Below are 17666 nucleotides of genomic sequence, written 5' to 3'. Positions count from 1 at the left end.
GGTCGGTTTACGTCCGTACCCGACCCCGTCCGGGGTGCAGGGGGCCCGCCCAAGGTCGGGTACAGCCGTAACCATCGGGTTGTTCACCCGTTTTGTCTTGCACTCAGCCGCAGCGCTCGATCAGCATCGCCCCGCCCTGGCCGCCGCCGATGCAGATCGACGCCATGCCGCGCGCGCCGCCCGAACGACGCAAGCGGGCAAGCACGTGCAGCACGATACGCGCGCCGCTTGCGCCCACCGGATGCCCCAGGGCCACCGCGCCGCCGTCAGCGTTGAGCCGCTCGGCGTCGATTGCGCCGAGCGCACCGGACAGCCCCAATTCATTGCGGCAGTAGTCGATATCGGCCAGCGCGCGCTGGCAGGCAATGACCTGGGCGGCAAATGCTTCGTTGATCTCCCAGGCATCGAGCGCGTTGGGGGTGAGATCGTGGCGCTGCATGATCGGCACCGCGGCATGTACAGGCCCCAGACCCATTTGCGCAGGGTCCAATCCGGCCCATTGGCTGTCGACGATGCGCCCGAGCGGCGCGAGGCCATAGCGCTCGACCGCCTCTTCGGAGGCCAGCACCAGCCAGGCCGCGCCATCGGTGATCTGCGAACTGTTGCCGGCGGTGACCCGGCCGTATCGACGGTCGAAGAACGGTTTGAGCTTGGCCAGAGCGGCCATCGAGGCATCGCGGCGCACGCCGTCGTCGATGCGATACACCGTGCCGTCGCGGTCGATCAAGGGCACGATCTGCTCATCGAAGCGGCCATCGTCTTGCGCGGCAACCACACGCCGGTGGCTCTCCAGCGCATAGGCGTCCATCTCTTCGCGGGTGATCTGGAAGCGGTGGGCGAGGTTTTCCGCGGTCTGTCCCATCAGTTGGCCCACGATGGGGTCGGTCAGCCCTTTCATGATGCCGATAACCGGCGCCAGATAACCCAGCTTGAACTGCCGCAAGGCCGCAAGTTTTTGCCCGCTCGTCTTGGCGGCATACCAGCCCGACAGCCAGCGCACCATGGCGTCCGAAAACAGCAGCGGCGCGCGTGACAGCGCATCGACGCCGCCGGCCAGCACCAAATGCGAGCGCCCGGCCTGGATGTTGACCATTGCGGCATCGAGCGCCTGCATGCCAGAGGCGCAGTTGCGCATCACCGTCCACCCCGGCACCTTCTGCCCGCAGCCCATGCGCAGCGCCACCACGCGGCCGATGTTGACCTCGTCCGGCGAAGGGCTGGCGCAGCCCAGGATGACCTCGTCGAGCTGATCCGGGGCGAAACGCTGGCGGGCAAGCAGTGCGCTGCCCGCGGCAGTGGCCAGATCCGACGCGGCGAACGGCCCGGGGGCGTTTTTCGCCTTCAGGAAAGGCGTGCGTGCGCCATCGACGATGTACACCGGGCGGTTCATGCCGCCACCTTCTCCACTGCGGCGGGGCGGTTGGCGATCGCCTCTGGCAGTTCGGCAAGCGCGGCGCGCAGGCCGAAATCGTAGGGGAAATCATCGACCCGGATGACCTTGTCGCGCAGACGATTGCGACGCTCGATCACGGCGTACTCGTCGGCGCTGATCACGCCGGCTTCGCGCGCCTTGACCCATACCTCGTCCACCTTGCCGCTGACCAGCAATCCGGGTTGGAAGCGGCCGTCTTTTTGCGCCTTTTTCAGTTTCGCTTCGATCGGCTCGGCCTCGATGGTGGCGGCCAGCGCGGCTTCCAAGGCGCCAATCGGTTCCTCGATGTCGGAGGGCAGATAGACATCTGCAGTCAGGCGATCCCGGGTCGCAGAGGGCTCGATCAGCAAACTGGCAACCTGATGACCCAAACGGTCCGAGGGCACCACATAAGGGCGGCCGAGCGGAAACACCACCAGCCGGCGCAGGATCATGGCGAAGAAACGGTTGGGGAAGTTGGCGATCACCCCTTCAAAAGCGTTTTGCATGCGGAACATGCAGTCCCAGATCGCCCAGTGCATCAGCGGCGCGTCGGCCGCCTGGCGGCCTTCGGCCTCATAACGACGCAGCGTGGCGCTGGCCAAATACATCAGCGACAGGATGTCGCCCAGTCGGGCGGAGAGCTTTTCCTTACGCTTGAGCGCACCGCCCATGGTGCCCATGGAGATGTCGGCCAGGAAGGCAAAAGCCGCGGAAAAACGGGTGAGCTGCTGGTAGTAGCGGCGGGTTTCCGGCGCCACGTCGGCCGGCACGCGGACAAAGTGCGAGCCGGTCAGGCCCATCACCAGCGCCCGCACCGCGCTGGACACGGTATAGCCGATGTGTCCCCAGAAAGCTTCGTCAAAGGCGGCAAGATCATTGCGCTGCGCCGCGTGCATCTCATCGAGCACATAGGGATGGCAACGGATTGCCCCTTGCCCGAAAAGGATCAGGCTGCGGGTGAGGATGTTGGCGCCTTCCACGGTAATGCCCACCGGAATCTGCTGGTAGGCGCGACCGAGGAAGTTCTGCGGTCCCAGGCAGATGCCTTTGCCGCCGATCACATCCATGCCGTCGTTGACCGTCTGGCGGGCGCGCTCGGTGACATGGTATTTGACGATGGCCGACACCACCGAAGGCTTCTCGCCCAGATCGATCGCCCCCGCGGTGAGGATGCGCGCCGAATCGCACAGATAGGTATTGGCGCCGATACGGGTGAGCGCCTCCTCCACCCCTTCGAAACGGCCAATGGCGGTCTTGAACTGGTAACGGACCCGCGCATAGGCGCCGACCGCGCGCGCGGTGAGCTTTTGCATACCGGTGTTGGAGCCCGGCAGCGAGATACTGCGCCCGGCCGCCAAGCACTCCATGAGCATGCGCCAGCCCTGACCGGCCATCTTGGGGCCACCGATGATGAAGTCCAGCGGCATGAATACGTCGGTGCCGCGCACCGGGCCATTCATCCACACCGCATTGAGCGGCAGGTGGCGACGGCCGATGTCCACCCCCGGATGATCATGCGGCACCAAAGCGCAGGTGATACCCAGGTCCTTTTTGTTGCCCAACAGCCCATCCGGGTCGTACAGCCGGAAGGCCAGGCCGAACACGGTGCACACCGGCGCCAGGGTGATGTAGCGTTTGTCGAAGGTCACCCGCATGCCAAGCACTTCGCGCCCCTGCCAGACGCCCTTGCAAACCACGCCAGCGTCCGGAATCGAGGCCGCGTCCGAACCAGCCCAAGGACTGGTGAGCGCAAACGCGGGAATCTCCTCGCCACGGGCCAGGCGCGGCAGGTAGTACTGCTTCTGTTCCGGGGTGCCGTAGTGCAGCAACAGCTCGGCCGGCCCCAGGGAATTGGGCACCATCACGGTGACCGCCGGCGCCGACGAACGGGTCGACAGCTTGGTGACCACCTGGGAGTGAGCAAAGGCCGAAAACCCTTTGCCGCCATACTCCTTGGGGATGATCATGCCCAAGAAGCCCTTGTCCTTGATGTATTGCCAGACATGCGGCGGCAGGTCCTGCTTTTGCGTGCTGTCCCAGTCGTCGGTCAGCCGGCACAGCTCTTCGGTTTCGTTGTCCAAAAATGCCTGTTCTTCGGCGGTGAGCTTGGGCCAGGGATAAGCGAGCAGTTTGTTCCAGTCCGGCCGGCCGGCGAACAATTCGCCTTCCCACCATACCGTGCCGGCTTCCAGCGCATCTTTTTCGGTTTGCGACATCGAGGGCAAGGCGGCCCGGAAGGCACGGAAAATTGGCGCGCTGACCAGGCTGCGACGCAGCGGACGGATCAAGAACAGCGCCGAGAAAGCCACCCACAGGCCAATCACGACCGCGGTGGTGAGCGGCGCAAACCCAGCCGCCCAGCATAGACCGGCCAACCAGGCCAGACCGACACCCGCCCAGGCAAAAAATGGCGCTCGCCCGAAGGCGAGCGCACCTGCCAAGGGAGGGAGGGAACCGATGAACCACCAGATCATTGCTGTCTCCTTCTACCCGGGGCTGCGATCTTGGCGCCGCAGTCCGCCGGCAGTTCAAACGATGGGAACCACCAAAAAACGCGTCATGCCGCCTCCCGCCCACCGCGCGGCAACCGCTCCAGCGCGGCAAAATCGGGCAGCGGGGCGCGCAGTCCGCCCAACAGAAAAGACATCAGCCGGGGCATCAGACGCGCCGGGTCGGCATCGTCGAATTTGCCGGCAAAAAGCTGCAACGCATCGGTGCCGGCAATCGCGTAGGACATCGCCCCCATCATGAAATGGAAGCGCCACAGGATCTCCTCGCGCGGCACATCCGGCAGCGAGCGGTACAGCGCACCGAGAAAACGTTCCAGCACTTCGGCGTATTCCTCGGCAAGAAACTGGCGCACAAAAGCGCTGGGTTCGGTGTAAGTGCGGCCCAACAGCCGCATGAAGGTATGGCCACCGTGCTCGGTATCGGCCGCCAGCGCCAGCGCGGTGCCGAAAAACGCCTCGACGATGCGGCTGGGTTTGAGCGGCGCGCCGCCGGCTTCGGCTTCGAGGCGATCGAGCACCGCTAGGCGCTGACGGTTGAGTTCGGTCAGGCGGCGGCGGAACACTTCCTGAATCAGCGCGTCCTTGCTGCCGAAGTGGTAGTTCACCGCGGCCAGATTGACCCCCGCCATACTGGTGATCATGCGCATCGAAGTGGCTTCGAAGCCATGCTCCATGAACAGCACCTCGGCCGCATCCAGGATGCGGCTGCGCGTCTCAGGCGGATGGCGATAGCTCGGTGTGTTCATTGCATGACCTTCGATTTGCCGCGCCACATTTGGCCCGACCGGTTTCGTTCAAACGTTTGTTTGAATTGTACGTTTCAATCTCGTCGCGTCAACTCTTTTTTGCGGGCATCTTTTCGGCTAACGCCCGCCTTGACCGCTACACTTGCGCAATCGGGCACTGGACGCCCACCCTGACCGCGGGCAATATGCACCCAATCCAGCAATCTCCATTGTTCCGGCAGTAGTTGCCCCGGCACGCGGAGTCATGGCTTGTGACCGACCGGACTGCATTTCCCTCACCTGCCGCGCCCCCCCGACCCAGCGCCTACGCTGAGCTGCTGGGCGCTTGCCGGGAGCGCTATGTGGCGTTCATCGGCGGCGTATTGGAGCGCGCGGTTGCGCAAATCGACGCCACGCTCCAGGCCCGGCGGCGCGCAACCGAGGCGCTCGGTGAATCCCTGAGCTTGCTGGAGGCCCAATACCAGTTGCGCGCCATGGCGCGCGGGCTGCACGATAAGTTCCGGCAACACTTCGAAGACAGCTTCCGCCGCCGCACCGCGCCCGCCCCCACGCCCGAGTCAGCCGGCACTGAACCCTGTCTGTTGCCGGATTTTGGATTGCCTGCGCCGCAAGACATCGAGGTCTCGCCGGAAGCCTTGCAGTTATCCGCCCCGCTGATCGAAGCCACTGCGGCCGAGCTGGCCGAACTGCGCCCACGGGTGGCCTGGTTGACCGGCCACCGGAATCTGGACGAGCGCCTCGACCCGCTCGGCCCGGTAGCCATCTGCGAGGCCGTGCTGGGCGTGTGTAGCGAACTTGCCGGCGCGGCCGAAAACCGGGCGCTGATCAAGCAGATGCTGATCGATGCGCTGCAAAGCGCGCTGCCTGCGCTGTTTGCCGGTACCAACGCGCAGTTAGCGGCCCACAACATCCCGCCGCGCCCCGTGGATCGCCGGCCAAGTGATCGCGAACCGCCGAGCGGCGACCGCCCGCAGCCTGCCGCGGCGACGCTGGACTGCCGCAGCGCCGGCACACTGCAGCAGGCGCTGGCGGCAACAACGGCCGAAGCAACCCGCTTGACGCTGGACGGTCGTGAGTTTGCGCTGCGCCATGACCCGCAGGCGCTGGAAAATCTGCTGCGCAGCCTACAGGCCGCCGGCATCGACGAACGACTCGCCGAAGACGAGAGAACGATCGTCGACGTGCTGGCCGCTTTGTTCGACCACCTATTCGGCAGCCCCAGCATTCCGCGGCCGATCAAAACCCTGCTGGCGCGGCTGCAGCTTCCCGTCCTGCGTCTGGCGCTGGCCGATCATGCGTTCTTTGCCGACCGTCAGCACCCGGCGCGGCGGCTGCTCAACCTGCTTGCGCTGGCGGGCGCGACCTGGGATGGCGAGATCACACCCGACAGCGCCTTGTACCGTCAAGCGACGGCACTCATCGCCGAGATCAAGCGTCACGCCGCGCAGGATCCCGGTGTGTTTGCCCGCACTAGCCAGACACTGGCGGACTGGCTCGCCGAACAGGAACGCCTGACCGACGAACGTGCGGCCACGCTCACCGACCAACTGCTCCAGCGCGAGCGCGAACAGCTCGCCGTGCACCAGGCCGAAGCGCTGATTACCCCGATCCGCGCCGACGTCAGCTTGCCTGAATCGCTGCGGCAGTTTGCCGGCACCACCTGGTTGCAGGTGCTCATTCATGCCCACAGCGAAGGCGGTATCGACGGAGCGGCCTGGCGTGAGGCCAGTGCGGTGTTGCAGGATCTGGTGTGGAGCGTGCGGCCCAAATACGACCCCGCCGAACGCGCACGCTTGGCACGCCTGCTCAAACCGATGCTTGCGACGCTGCGCGACCGGATGAACCGCGCGGGCATCGATCCGGTGACCCGCGACGCTTTCTTTGCCGAACTGGTCAAGCTGCATGCGGCCGCGGTCAAAGCCGGCATGGCCGGACCGCCCGCCCGTCAAGTGGCGTACCGCGGCGACGACGCCGAACCCGAGGCCATGCCTGCCGGCGAATTCGAAGTCGACCTGCTCGGGCGCGGCGACTGGGTCGATATGCACGAGCACGACGGCAGCGTGCGGCGCCTGCGACTGACCTGGATCAGCCCGGCACGCACCCTTTATCTTTTTGCCAACCGCCAGGGCCAACGCGCGGTCGCGCTCACCCGCGACGAGCTGGCCCGCCGTTTTTCCACCGGAGAAGCCAGCACGGTGGGTCAAGACGCGCTGCCCGGAGGCATTGTCGACGAGGTCCTGGATCGCCACGGTAACGCATCATGAACTCACTCAGCCGTCCGCCGCGCAATCCCGACGACACCCGCGGCCGCATCCGCCGCTTCATTTTGGACGCCGAGGCGCTGCCCAGCCCCAAAGGCGCGGCCTTGCGCCTGATCGAATTGGCGCGCGACCCCGATGCCAGCATCGATGAGACGGTCAGAGTCATCCAGACCGACCCGGCGCTCACCGGCTTTGTGGTGCGCGCGGCAAACGCTGCACGCTTTGGCGGCATCGAGCGCACTCTGGATGTCAAACGCGCGGTGGTGCGCGTGGGCATGCAGATGGTGCGCGCCCATGCGCTGGCCATTTCAATGATCCGCGATCACAAAAAGCTACGCTGCAAGCATTTCGATTACACCCGGTTCTGGACCGAATCTCTCTACACCGCGGTGCTGATGGACAAACTGGCCGAACGCTACCGCGAATTCCGGCTGGGCGAAGCCTTCGTGCTCGGCCTGCTGGCCGGCGTCGGGCGGCTGGCTTTTGCCACCGCCGCGCCGGACGACTACGGCGTGGTGCTGGCGCGCGCGGCCGCGCGCGGGGTGCCGCTGGAGCTGTTGGAGCAAGAGGCGTTCGGCTTCGACCACCATGAACTGTCGGCCGTGCTACTGGCCGACTGGGGCGTGCCAACCGAGCTGGCCGATGTGGTCTATTGGCAGTGCGACCCCGAAGGCGGCGGCCTGAAGCCGGATTCTCGACCATATCGCCTGGCCGGCGTGCTGCAACTGGCCGCAGGTCTTGCCGCCGAGGCGGTTGCCGCGCCCGAGCAAGACGGCGCCAGCGGCATCGTCTATCTTCGCGCCGCGCTGCTCGAACTGGAGCCGGCGGACATGGCCGCGCTGACCGCCCAGGCTTTGGTCGAGTTGCGCGAGTGGTTGCAACTGATCGGTTTGCCGCCGCTCCAGCCCGCGGGCTAACAGGCCGTTGAAAAACGTAGCGAGGATGGCCAGATGCAAGGCGCACGGAGCGCAGCGACCGAGACATATCAAATAGATAGGCGAGGAAGCGAGCACCGCGCAACGCCGCAGATGGCCCACCGCAGTAGTTTTTCAACGGCCTGCTAAGCCCGTATCCGCACGCTGCTGCGGGTTAAAATTGCAATCATGCGACGCGCCGCTTCCCTTCCCCTGCCCGCTGCCGAGCCGGCCGAGCGCCGCGACTGGCAGACCCTGAAAAGCCTTTTCCCCTACCTCTGGGCCTACAAGGGCCGGGTGCTGTTCGCCCTGCTCTGCCTGGTGGCCGCCAAAGGCGCCAACGTGTCGGTGCCCATCGTTTTCAAACACCTGATCGACGCGTTGGGGCTGAGCACCGAACAAGCCTACGCGGTCGTACCCGCGGCGCTGCTGTTGGCCTATGGGGTGCTGCGCTTTTCCAGCTCGCTGTTTACCGAGCTGCGCGAATTCGTCTTCGTGCGGGTCACCCAGCAGGCGGTACGCGCCATTTCGCTGAAAGTCTTTCGTCACCTGCACGCGCTCAGCCTGCGTTTTCATTTGGAGCGCCAGACCGGGGGGCTGACCCGCGACATCGAACGCGGCACCCGTTCGATCAACTCGCTGATCAGCTATACGCTGTATTCCATTCTGCCCACGCTGGTGGAGATCGGCCTGGTCATCGGCATTTTGCTGGTGCAATACGACAGCATTTTCGCGCTCATCACCACGGTGACGCTTGCCGCCTACATCGCCTTCACCGTCAAAGTCACCAACTGGCGCAACGCCCTGCGCCGGCGCGCCAACGAGTTGGATTCGGCGGCCCATGCGCGCGCCATCGACAGCCTGCTCAACTTCGAGACGGTGAAATACTTCAACAATGAAGATTTTGAAGCCGCGCGCTACGACGAGCAGTTGCAAAAGTGGATCCAGGCTCAGACCGTCAACCAACAGTCGCTATCGCTGCTCAACCTTGGCCAGGCGGTGATCATTGCTGTCGGCGTCACCGCCATGATGTGGCAGGCCGCCATCCGGGTGGCCGCAGGCAGCATGACCGTGGGCGACATCGTGCTGGTCAACGCCTTCATGTTGCAACTGTCCATCCCGCTCAACTTCCTGGGCGTGATGTACCGCGAACTGCGCCAGGCACTGACCGACATCGAACGCATGTTCGGGCTGTTGCAGGTCAACCAGGAAGTGGCCGACGCGCCGGATGCACGCGCACTGCCGAGCGGTCCGGCGACCATCCGTTTCGAGGCGGTTCATTTTGCCTACGACCCCAAACGCCCGATTTTGCACGGGGTCGATTTCGAGGTGCCGGCCGGCGCCACCGTGGCGGTGGTCGGCCATTCCGGCTCGGGCAAATCCACGCTGGCGCGGCTGCTCTACCGCTTCTATGACGTGCAAGCCGGCGCAATCAAGATAAACGGCCAGGATATCCGCAGCCTCACCCAATCCAGCCTGCGCGCGGCCATCGGCATCGTGCCGCAGGACACGGTACTGTTCAACGACACCTTGCTCTACAACATCCAGTACGGTCGCCCCGGCGCCTCGCGCCAGGAAGTGGAGGCCGCCGCGGACGCCGCCCAGCTCACCGACTTCATCGCCCGCCTGCCGGACGGTTTCGACACCCGGGTGGGCGAGCGCGGGCTCAAGCTCTCCGGTGGCGAAAAGCAGCGCGTGGCCATCGCCCGTGCGCTGCTGAAGAACCCCTCCATCCTGATCTTCGACGAAGCCACCTCGGCGCTCGATTCCAAAACCGAAAAAGCCATCCAGGCGCAACTCGAACGCGCCGCGGCCGGGCGTACCGCGCTGGTCATCGCACATCGCCTCTCTACGGTGATGAACGCCGACGAGATCATCGTGCTCGACCAAGGCCGCATCGTCGAGCGCGGCACCCACGCCGCACTGCTCGCCCGCGGCGGCCATTACGCGCGAATGTGGGCCCTGCAACAACAGGAGGCGGAACAGGAGACCGGCTGACAGGCGGTTTGCAACACGCAGCACGAAGCGCAAGACTGCCGCAGTCGTTTTCCAACGGCCTGCTAAACTGGGGCCAAGCCGCACGGGCACTGCCCGCTCGGGCATCGACCGGTGCGCGGACAACGATCGACACGCTCGCCGTGCCCCCACCCAAGGAGAACACGCATGAACCGACCCACCCGCACCGAACACGACCTGCTGGGCGAACGCGAAGTTCCGGCCGATGCCTACTGGGGCATCCACACTCTGCGCGCGCTGGAAAATTACCCGATCACCGGTAAAACCATCGGCTCTTACCCGGAACTGGTGCGCGCACTGGCGCTGGTCAAGCAGGCTGCCGCGCGCGCCAACCACAAGCTCGGCCAGCTCGACGCCACCCGCCATCAGGCCATCGAGGACGCCTGCCGCGAGATCGCCGAAGGCCGCCTGCACAACCAGTTCGTGGTGGACGTAATTCAAGGCGGCGCCGGCACTTCGACCAACATGAACGCCAACGAGGTGATCGCCAACCTGGCGCTGGAAAAGCTCGGCTGGCCCAAGGGCCATTACAAGGAGCTGCACCCGATCAACCATGTGAACATGAGCCAGAGCACCAACGATGTCTATCCCACGGCGCTCAAGCTCGCGGTGGTATTCGCCATCCAGGGTCTGCTCGATGCCATGGAGCGGCTGCGTGCCGCTTTTGCCGACAAGGCCACCGAGTTTGCCGACGTGCTCAAGATCGGTCGCACCCAGTTGCAAGACGCGGTGCCGATGACCCTGGGGCAGGAATTCTCCACCTATGCGGTGATGATGGGCGAAGACATCGCCCGGCTGCGCGAGGCAATCGCGCTGATCCAGGAAATCAACCTGGGCGCTACCGCAATCGGCACCGGCATCAACACCGATATCCGTTACGCCAAGATGGCCACCGAGTTTCTGTCGGAACTGGCCGGCGTGCGCCTGGTGCCCGCGGAAAACCTCATCGAGGCCACACAGGACACCGGTTCCTTCGTGCAGCTGTCCGGCGTGCTCAAACGTATCGCCTGCAAGCTGTCGAAAATCTGTAACGACCTGCGCCTGCTGTCATCCGGCCCGCAAGCCGGCCTGAACGAAATCAACCTGCCCGAACGCGCCGCCGGCTCGTCCATCATGCCGGGCAAGGTCAATCCGATCATCCCCGAGGTGGTCAACCAGATCGCTTTCGAAGTGATCGGCAACGATGTCACCATCACCATGGCCTCCGAAGGCGGGCAGTTGCAGTTGAACGCCTTCGAACCGATCATCGGTCACTCGCTGTTCAAGAGCATCGAGCATCTGGAGGCGGGTTGCCGGACGCTGACCGACAACTGCGTGCGCGGCATCACCGCCAACCGCGAGCTGCTCGCCGAGCGGGTGCGCACCTCGGCTGGGCTGGCCACCGCGCTCAACCCTTACATCGGCTATGAGAATGCCACCTGGGCTGCGCGTGAAGCGCTGCGCAGCGGACGCAGCGTGGCCGAACTGGTGCTGGAGAAAGGATTGATGGACAAAGACGCGCTGGAACGCGTGCTGCGCCCGGAAGTGCTGACTGCGCCCCGGCACCTTTGACCGGCGGCCACCGGGAGAACGCCTCGATGCGGCACCGCCCACGCATTGCGCTGATTGCCACTGGCGGCACGATTGCCGGGACGGCCGCGGCAGCCACCGACATCACCGGCTATACCGCCGGCAGCCTGGATGCCACCCAACTGCTCGCCGCGGTGCCGCAACTGGGCGAACAGGCCGACATCCGCGCCGAACAGGCGTTCAATCTCGACAGCAAAGACATCGCCCCTGGGCATTGGCTGCGGCTTGCCCACCGTGTCCAGACCCTGCGTGACGACCCGACAATCGACGGCATCGTCATCACCCACGGCACCGACACCTTGGAAGAAACCGCCTGGTTTCTGCATCTGGTGCTGCACGGCGACAAACCGGTGGTAATGACCGCGGCGATGCGTCCGGCCACCGCTTTGTCGGCCGACGGGCCGATGAATCTCTGGGAGGCGGTGCAGGTGGCCTGTTGCCCCGCATTTCACGGCCCGGGGGTGCTGATCGCGGTCGGCGGGGAGGTGTTCGACGCCGCCGACTTCGCCAAGTGCCATACCATCCGTCCGGCGGCCTTCTGTGCGCCGCTGGGTGGCCCGCTTGGACTGGCCTCACCGCCAGTGCGGCTGCGCGGCGGGCCGATGGCGCCGGCCGCAGTGCTTGCGCGTGGCGCGCTGGAGCACATCGACACGCTGCCCTGGGTGGAGGTGCTGCATATCGGCGCCGGCGCCGATCCGCGCCTACTCGATCTACTGCGGGAAGCCGGTGTGGCCGGCGTGGTCCTGGCCCTGCCCGGCAACGGCAGCCTGCCGGATGCCTGGCTGCCGGCCGTAGCCCGTGCAGCCGACGCGGCAGTGCGGCTGGTGCGCGCCAGCCGCGTCCTGCACGGACCGGTCACCGCGCGCGCGCAGCCCGGTCCTCTGACCGCCGCCGGCTTTCGTTCCGCGCTGCAGGCGCGCATCGTGTTGATGCTGGCCCTGGCCACCGGCGATGACGGCTTGCTCGCAACCTGTGCTCCGGCACCCGGCTGAAAAATCCACCGGATGCGCCGGCGGCGCTGTGTGTTCAAAGCCCCGGATCGGTACCGCCGCCAGCCAATGCCGCGTCCACCACGCGCCGGCTGAGCTGCGGCGCGAACAACTCGATGAACGCATACACATAACCGCGCAGCCAGGCTTTGCGTGCGATGCCGATACGGGTGGTGCTGGATTCGAACAAATGGGCGGCATCTACCATTCCAAGATTTTTATCCAGCACCGGATCGTAGGCCATGCGCGCCAAAATGCCGATGCCCAAGCCCATGCCTACATAAGTCTTGATCACATCCGAATCGATCGCGGTGAGCACCACGTTGGGCTTCAGACCGCGGCCGAGAAAGGCTTTATTGATCAGGTTACGCCCGGTGAAAGCAAAGTCATAGGTGACGATCGGCCAGCGCGCGATCTCCTCCAGGGTCAAGGGGCTGACTTGCAAGATGGGGTGGCGCAGCGGCGCAACGATACAACGGTTCCATTGATGGCAGGGCAGTGTCACCAGTTCATCGAACTCGGCGATGGCCTCGGTGGCAATGGCGATATCGGCCTCGCCGGAAAGCACCATCTCACAGACCTGGCGGGGGTTGCCCTGATGCAGTTCGAGCTTGACCTGTGGATAACGCTGCATGAAGTCGCGCACCACCCGGGGCAAGGCGTAACGCGCCTGGGTATGGGTGGTGGCAATCGACAGGCGGCCGGCGGCTTCGTTACTGAACTCTTCGCCGACCTGGCGCAGGTTTTCCATGTCGCGCAAAATGCGGCCGACGATTTCCAGCACCGCACGGCCCGGCGCGGTGATCTCCACCAGGCGCTTGCCATGGCGCACGAAGATGTCTACCCCGAGCTCGGCTTCGAGCTGACGAATCTGCTTGGACACACCGGGCTGAGAGGTAAAGAGCGCCTCGGCCGCCTCGGAGACGTTGAGCCCATGGCGAGCGACTTCATGCACATAGCGCAGTTGTTGCAGGTTCATTGTTTTTCCGGCGGACACCGGCCACTACAAATAACCAATAGTTCTTAGAGTCTAACGCAAAACAACTTCTCGCACCTATCGCCTCGATTTAGGATGCGAGGCACCCTCCCCGAGCCCCGGCGCCGGCCGGACACACAGAGAGCCGCGATGTATCAGTACGACCATTACGATCAACGTCTGGTAGACGAACGTGTCGCCCAGTTCCGCGACCAGACGCGCCGTTATCTGGCCGGCGAACTCTCCGACGACGAGTTTCGCCCGCTGCGCCTGCAAAACGGTTTGTATATCCAACGCCACGCGCCGATGCTGCGCGTAGCCATCCCCTACGGCAACCTGCGTGCCGCCCAAGTGCGCAAACTCGCGCACATCGCGCGCACCTATGACCGCGGCTATGCCCACTTCACCACCCGCCAGAACATTCAGTTCAACTGGCCGCGGCTGGAAGATGTTCCGGAGATTCTCGCCGAGCTGGCCACCGTCCAGATGCACGCCATTCAAACCTCGGGCAACTGCATCCGCAACGTCACCTCCGACCCCTTTGCCGGCGTGGCCGGCGACGAGCACACCGACCCGCGTCCATGGGCCGAGCTGGTGCGCCAGTGGAGCACTTTTCATCCGGAATTCGCCTTTTTGCCGCGCAAGTTCAAGATCGCGGTCAATGGCGCGGCCGAGGACCGCGCGGTGATCCAGGTGCACGACATTGGACTCGACCTCAAGCGCAACCAGGCCGGCGACATCGGTTTTCGGGTCCTGGTCGGCGGCGGCTTGGGGCGCACGCCGATCATCGGCGAGGAAATCGCCGCCTTCGTACCGTGGCCGCACATCCTGTCCTATTGCGAGGCCATTTTGCGGGTCTATAACCTGCACGGCCGGCGCGACAATCTTTATAAAGCGCGTATCAAGATCCTGGTCAAAGCCTTGGGCATCGAGGAATTCCGCCGTCAGGTGGAGGCTGAGTTCGCCCACCTCAAAGACGGCCCGGCGACCCTCACCGAAGCGGAAGTGGCGCGTGTGGCGCGGCACTTCGTCGATCCCGAATACGCCACGCTGCCGGCCAGCGATGCCGGGTACGAAGCGAAAAAGGCGGAAAACAAACCCTTTGCCGCCTGGGCCAAGCGCAATGTGCGCGCACACAAGCGCCCGGGCTACGCCAGCGTGGTGCTGTCGCTCAAAGCCACCGGCGTAGCCCCCGGCGACATCACCGCCGAACAGCTCGACCGCGTGGCCGAACTGGCCGAGCGCTACAGCTTTGGTGAAGTTCGCGTGACCCACGAGCAGAACCTGGTGCTGGCCGACGTGCGTCAGTCGGATCTTTTCGAACTATGGCAGCAACTACGCGACGCACGCCTGGCCACGCCCAACATCGGCCTGCTCACCGACATCATCGCCTGTCCCGGCGGAGACTTCTGCAATCTCGCCAACGCCAAGTCGATCCCGATCGCCAACGCCATCCAGGCCCGTTTCGACGACCTGGACTACCTTTTCGACATCGGCGAGATCGAACTCAATATCTCCGGCTGCATGAACGCCTGCGGCCATCACCACGTCGGCCACATCGGTGTGCTCGGGGTCGATAAGAACGGCGAGGAGTGGTACCAGGTCACCATCGGCGGCGACCAGGGCAACCACACCGCGCTGGGCAAGGTCATCGGACCGTCTTTTGCGGCACACGAGATGCCAGATGTGGTCGAATCGCTGATCGCCGTCTTTGTGGAACTGCGCCACGCCGATGAGCGCTTCATCGACACTGTGCGCCGCGTCGGCGTGGAGCCATTCAAGACCCGGGTGTATGCCGACCGCGCGGCGCGCCAGGATCAACAAAGGAAAGTGGCCAATGGCTGAGATCATCCAACACGGCGCCATTGTCGCCGACGACTGGGAAGTGTTGCGCCTGACCGAAGGCGATACGCCGGACGCGGTCAAGGTTCCTTCAGGGCGCTGGATCGTGCCGCTGGCGGTGTGGCAGACGCAGCGCGAGGCACTCGCCGCGCGTTTGGAGGCCGGCGAACTGGGGGTGTGGCTGGCCGGCAGCGACGACCCCGCCTTGCTCGCCGAGGATCTGGTACGCCTGCGGCTGATCGCGGTGGATTTTCCAAAATTTACCGATGGCCGCGGCTATTCCATCGCCACATTGCTGCGCACCCGGCTGGGTTACGGCGGCGAGCTGCGCGCCATCGGCAACGTGCTGCGCGACCAGTTCTTCTTTTATAGGCGCTGCGGCTTCGACGTCATCGCACCGCAGCCGGGCAAATACAGTACCGAACAGTTGCGCGCCGCGCTCGCCAGCCTCGAGGACTTCAGCGAACCTTACCAGGGCGCGGCAGACCGGCGTGAGCCGCTGTTTCGCCGTGTGCGCCGCGAGGTGGCAGCATGACTGCCAGCACCTTCTCCCCGATCCGCCCGGCCGCCGGCAACCCGGCCACCCGGCCGACACTGACCGACGCCTTGCGCGATGCCGTGGCCGCCAAAACCGCGGCCGCGCTCGAACTGTTGCGCAGCGCGGTCGATGAATTTGGCGCAAACGGCGAGCTGACCTTCGCCAACAGCTTGGGCGCCGAAGACATGGTGCTCACCGATCTGATCTGCACCCAGCGGCTACCGATCGAGATTTTTTCCCTCGACACCGGCCGCCTGCCGCCGGAGACCTACACCCTGATGGGCGCAGTGACACAGCGCTATGGCCTGAAAATCAAGGTTTTTTTCCCTGACGCGGCAGAGGTGGAAGGCTTCGTGAATCGGCACGGCATCAACGCCTTTTACGAATCGGTGGCGCTGCGCCGCGCCTGCTGCGAGGTACGCAAACTGGGCCCGCTTGCCCGCGCGCTGGCCGGCAAAGCAGCCTGGATCACCGGCCTGCGCGCCGCCCAGTCGGTCACCCGCAGCACCGTGACCGTGCGTGAGATCGACACAGCCCACGGCCTGGTGAAACTCAACCCGCTGGCCGACTGGAGCGAAGCCGAGGTGTGGGCCTACATCCGCCTCCACGAGGTGCCCTACAACGCCCTGCACGACCAGTTCTACCCGAGCATCGGCTGCGCCCCCTGTACCCGCGCGATCGCGCTGGGCGAAGATATCCGCGCCGGGCGCTGGTGGTGGGAAAATCCACAGACCAAAGAGTGCGGGCTGCATGTCAAAACCAAGGATCCGTCATGAATACAGCGCATCATCCACAGTCGGCCAGCGCGCCACGGCTAAACTTGCGACGCCGCCTCAACGCCCTGCGTGCGGGCTGGCGTGCCGCGCTGCGCGCCTTGCGCTCGCATTCCGCCAAACAACCAAGCCGTTGAAAAGCGCATCATGTCTACGCTGACCAAGCAAACACTGTCTCATCTGGACTGGCTGGAAGCCGAGGCCATCCACATTCTGCGCGAAGTGGCCGGCCAGTGTGCCAACCCGGTACTGCTGTTTTCCGGTGGCAAGGATTCGATCTGCCTGCTGCGGCTGGCCGAAAAAGCCTTTCGCCCAGGCCGCTTCCCCTTCCCGCTGCTGCATATCGACACCGGACACAACTATCCGGAAGTCATCGCTTTCCGCGACAAACGCGCCGCCGAGCTGGGCGAACGCCTGATCGTGCGCTCGGTGGAAGATTCGATGGCGCGCGGCACCGTGGTGCTCAAGCACCCGGGTGAGTCGCGCAACAAGCATCAATCGGTGACGCTGCTCGAGGCCATCGAAGAATTCGGTTTCGACGCCTGCATTGGCGGCGCGCGGCGCGACGAGGAAAAAGCGCGCGCCAAAGAGCGGATCATGAGCTTCCGCGACGAATTCGGCCAGTGGGACCCGAAAAACCAGCGCCCGGAACTGTGGAACCTATACAACGCCCGGGTACACAAGGGCGAGAACATCCGCGCATTTCCGATCAGCAACTGGACCGAACTGGACGTGTGGCAGTACATCGCCCGCGAGCGGCTGGAGCTGCCGTCGATCTACTTCGCCCACACCCGCCCGGTGGTGATCCGCCACGGCGCAATCGTGCCGGTGAACGTGCCGCTGGTCACCGGCGAGCGGGTCAATCTGCCCCAGCCGGGCGAGCAGGTCGTCGAGCGCCGGGTACGTTTTCGTACCGTGGGGGACATTTCCTGCACCGCGCCGGTGGAATCGGACGCCGATACGGTCGACAAAATCGTCATGGAAACCGCCACCTCCACGATCACCGAACGGGGCGCCACGCGGCTGGATGACCAGACCTCGGAAGCGTCGATGGAACAGCGCAAGAAAGAAGGGTATTTCTGACCCCCGCACCCCATGCACAGCCTGACAGGAATCAA

General features: G+C 64.8%; 13 protein-coding genes. 9 read left to right on the top strand and 4 right to left on the bottom strand.

What is annotated here, in order from left to right; translation table 11 throughout:
- Nucleotides 1-103: 103 nt before the first annotated feature.
- From DIE29_RS00560 to DIE29_RS00550, 3 genes are all read right to left on the bottom strand, one after another.
- Entirely contained in the window at nucleotides 104-1390 is a 1287-nt protein-coding gene (locus DIE29_RS00560; protein ID WP_114648899.1) for an acetyl-CoA C-acetyltransferase, read from the bottom strand.
- Nucleotides 1387-3888, bottom strand: a complete 2502-nt coding sequence (locus DIE29_RS00555) for an acyl-CoA dehydrogenase (protein ID WP_114648898.1) — start codon at nucleotides 3886-3888, stop codon at nucleotides 1387-1389. Before DIE29_RS00555 ends, DIE29_RS00560 begins: the two co-directional genes overlap by 4 nt.
- Nucleotides 3889-3971: 83 nt before the next feature.
- Nucleotides 3972-4670, bottom strand: coding sequence for a TetR/AcrR family transcriptional regulator (locus DIE29_RS00550; RefSeq protein WP_114648897.1), 699 nt, complete (start codon nucleotides 4668-4670; stop codon nucleotides 3972-3974).
- A 251-nt stretch (nucleotides 4671-4921) separates the two neighbouring features.
- Here DIE29_RS00550 and DIE29_RS00545 point away from each other — a divergent pair, with 251 nt between their 5' ends.
- The 5 genes from DIE29_RS00545 to DIE29_RS00525 all read left to right on the top strand — a co-directional run bounded on the left by DIE29_RS00545 (nucleotide 4922) and on the right by DIE29_RS00525 (nucleotide 12422).
- Nucleotides 4922-6934 (top strand): DUF1631 family protein, encoded by a 2013-nt coding sequence (locus DIE29_RS00545; RefSeq protein WP_158640265.1) that lies wholly within the window; start codon nucleotides 4922-4924, stop codon nucleotides 6932-6934.
- Nucleotides 6931-7848: an HDOD domain-containing protein gene (locus DIE29_RS00540; protein WP_102040543.1), complete on the top strand. Its 918-nt coding sequence runs from the start codon at nucleotides 6931-6933 to the stop codon at nucleotides 7846-7848. Before DIE29_RS00545 ends, DIE29_RS00540 begins: the two co-directional genes overlap by 4 nt.
- Before the next feature lie 186 nt (nucleotides 7849-8034).
- Nucleotides 8035-9843, top strand: a complete 1809-nt coding sequence (locus DIE29_RS00535; RefSeq protein ID WP_102040542.1) for an ABCB family ABC transporter ATP-binding protein/permease — start codon at nucleotides 8035-8037, stop codon at nucleotides 9841-9843.
- Nucleotides 9844-10008: 165 nt separating this feature from the next.
- Nucleotides 10009-11412 carry an aspartate ammonia-lyase gene (aspA, locus tag DIE29_RS00530; protein ID WP_102040541.1) on the top strand — a complete coding sequence of 468 codons (1404 nt, stop codon included), beginning with the start codon at nucleotides 10009-10011 and terminating at the stop codon, nucleotides 11410-11412.
- 26 nt (nucleotides 11413-11438) lie between these two features.
- Nucleotides 11439-12422, top strand: a complete 984-nt coding sequence (locus DIE29_RS00525; RefSeq protein ID WP_102040540.1) for an asparaginase — start codon at nucleotides 11439-11441, stop codon at nucleotides 12420-12422.
- Between the two features lie 34 nt (nucleotides 12423-12456).
- Here DIE29_RS00525 and cysB read toward each other — a convergent pair whose 3' ends face one another.
- Nucleotides 12457-13398, bottom strand: a complete 942-nt coding sequence (gene cysB, locus DIE29_RS00520; protein WP_114648896.1) for an HTH-type transcriptional regulator CysB — start codon at nucleotides 13396-13398, stop codon at nucleotides 12457-12459.
- A 147-nt stretch (nucleotides 13399-13545) separates the two neighbouring features.
- On the opposite strand from cysB, the gene DIE29_RS00515 reads away from it, so the two are divergent.
- The 4 genes from DIE29_RS00515 (at nucleotide 13546) to cysD (ending at nucleotide 17631) form a co-directional block, all read left to right on the top strand.
- A complete protein-coding gene (locus tag DIE29_RS00515; protein WP_102040538.1) occupies nucleotides 13546-15240 on the top strand; it encodes a nitrite/sulfite reductase in 1695 nt (564 codons plus the stop codon).
- Nucleotides 15233-15772 (top strand): DUF934 domain-containing protein, encoded by a 540-nt coding sequence (locus DIE29_RS00510; RefSeq protein WP_102040537.1) that lies wholly within the window; start codon nucleotides 15233-15235, stop codon nucleotides 15770-15772. The genes DIE29_RS00515 and DIE29_RS00510 overlap by 8 nt, the downstream gene beginning before the upstream one ends.
- Nucleotides 15769-16551, top strand: coding sequence for a phosphoadenylyl-sulfate reductase (locus tag DIE29_RS00505; RefSeq protein ID WP_102040536.1), 783 nt, complete (start codon nucleotides 15769-15771; stop codon nucleotides 16549-16551). The genes DIE29_RS00510 and DIE29_RS00505 overlap by 4 nt, the downstream gene beginning before the upstream one ends.
- A 144-nt stretch (nucleotides 16552-16695) precedes the next feature.
- The gene (cysD, locus tag DIE29_RS00500) at nucleotides 16696-17631 is read left to right on the top strand and encodes a sulfate adenylyltransferase subunit CysD (RefSeq protein WP_102040535.1); all 936 of its coding nucleotides are present in this window, start codon (nucleotides 16696-16698) and stop codon (nucleotides 17629-17631) included.
- Nucleotides 17632-17666 lie beyond the last annotated feature (35 nt).

It is taken from the genome of Pseudothauera hydrothermalis, from assembly GCF_003345255.1.
Lineage (GTDB): Bacteria > Pseudomonadota > Gammaproteobacteria > Burkholderiales > Rhodocyclaceae > Pseudothauera > Pseudothauera hydrothermalis.
Note: the sequence above shows the minus strand (reverse complement) of the source record. Positions and strands in the feature narration are given on the sequence as shown.

Coding starts and splice junctions, on each gene's coding strand:
- DIE29_RS00560 (WP_114648899.1), bottom strand. CDS start 1,390: ATGAACCGCCCGGTGTACATCGTCGATGGCGCACGCACGCCTTTCCTG.
- DIE29_RS00555 (WP_114648898.1), bottom strand. CDS start 3,888: ATGATCTGGTGGTTCATCGGTTCCCTCCCTCCCTTGGCAGGTGCGCTC.
- DIE29_RS00550 (WP_114648897.1), bottom strand. CDS start 4,670: ATGAACACACCGAGCTATCGCCATCCGCCTGAGACGCGCAGCCGCATC.
- DIE29_RS00540 (WP_102040543.1), top strand. CDS start 6,931: ATGAACTCACTCAGCCGTCCGCCGCGCAATCCCGACGACACCCGCGGC.
- DIE29_RS00535 (WP_102040542.1), top strand. CDS start 8,035: ATGCGACGCGCCGCTTCCCTTCCCCTGCCCGCTGCCGAGCCGGCCGAG.
- aspA (WP_102040541.1), top strand. CDS start 10,009: ATGAACCGACCCACCCGCACCGAACACGACCTGCTGGGCGAACGCGAA.
- DIE29_RS00525 (WP_102040540.1), top strand. CDS start 11,439: ATGCGGCACCGCCCACGCATTGCGCTGATTGCCACTGGCGGCACGATT.
- cysB (WP_114648896.1), bottom strand. CDS start 13,398: ATGAACCTGCAACAACTGCGCTATGTGCATGAAGTCGCTCGCCATGGG.
- DIE29_RS00515 (WP_102040538.1), top strand. CDS start 13,546: ATGTATCAGTACGACCATTACGATCAACGTCTGGTAGACGAACGTGTC.
- DIE29_RS00510 (WP_102040537.1), top strand. CDS start 15,233: ATGGCTGAGATCATCCAACACGGCGCCATTGTCGCCGACGACTGGGAA.
- DIE29_RS00505 (WP_102040536.1), top strand. CDS start 15,769: ATGACTGCCAGCACCTTCTCCCCGATCCGCCCGGCCGCCGGCAACCCG.
- cysD (WP_102040535.1), top strand. CDS start 16,696: ATGTCTACGCTGACCAAGCAAACACTGTCTCATCTGGACTGGCTGGAA.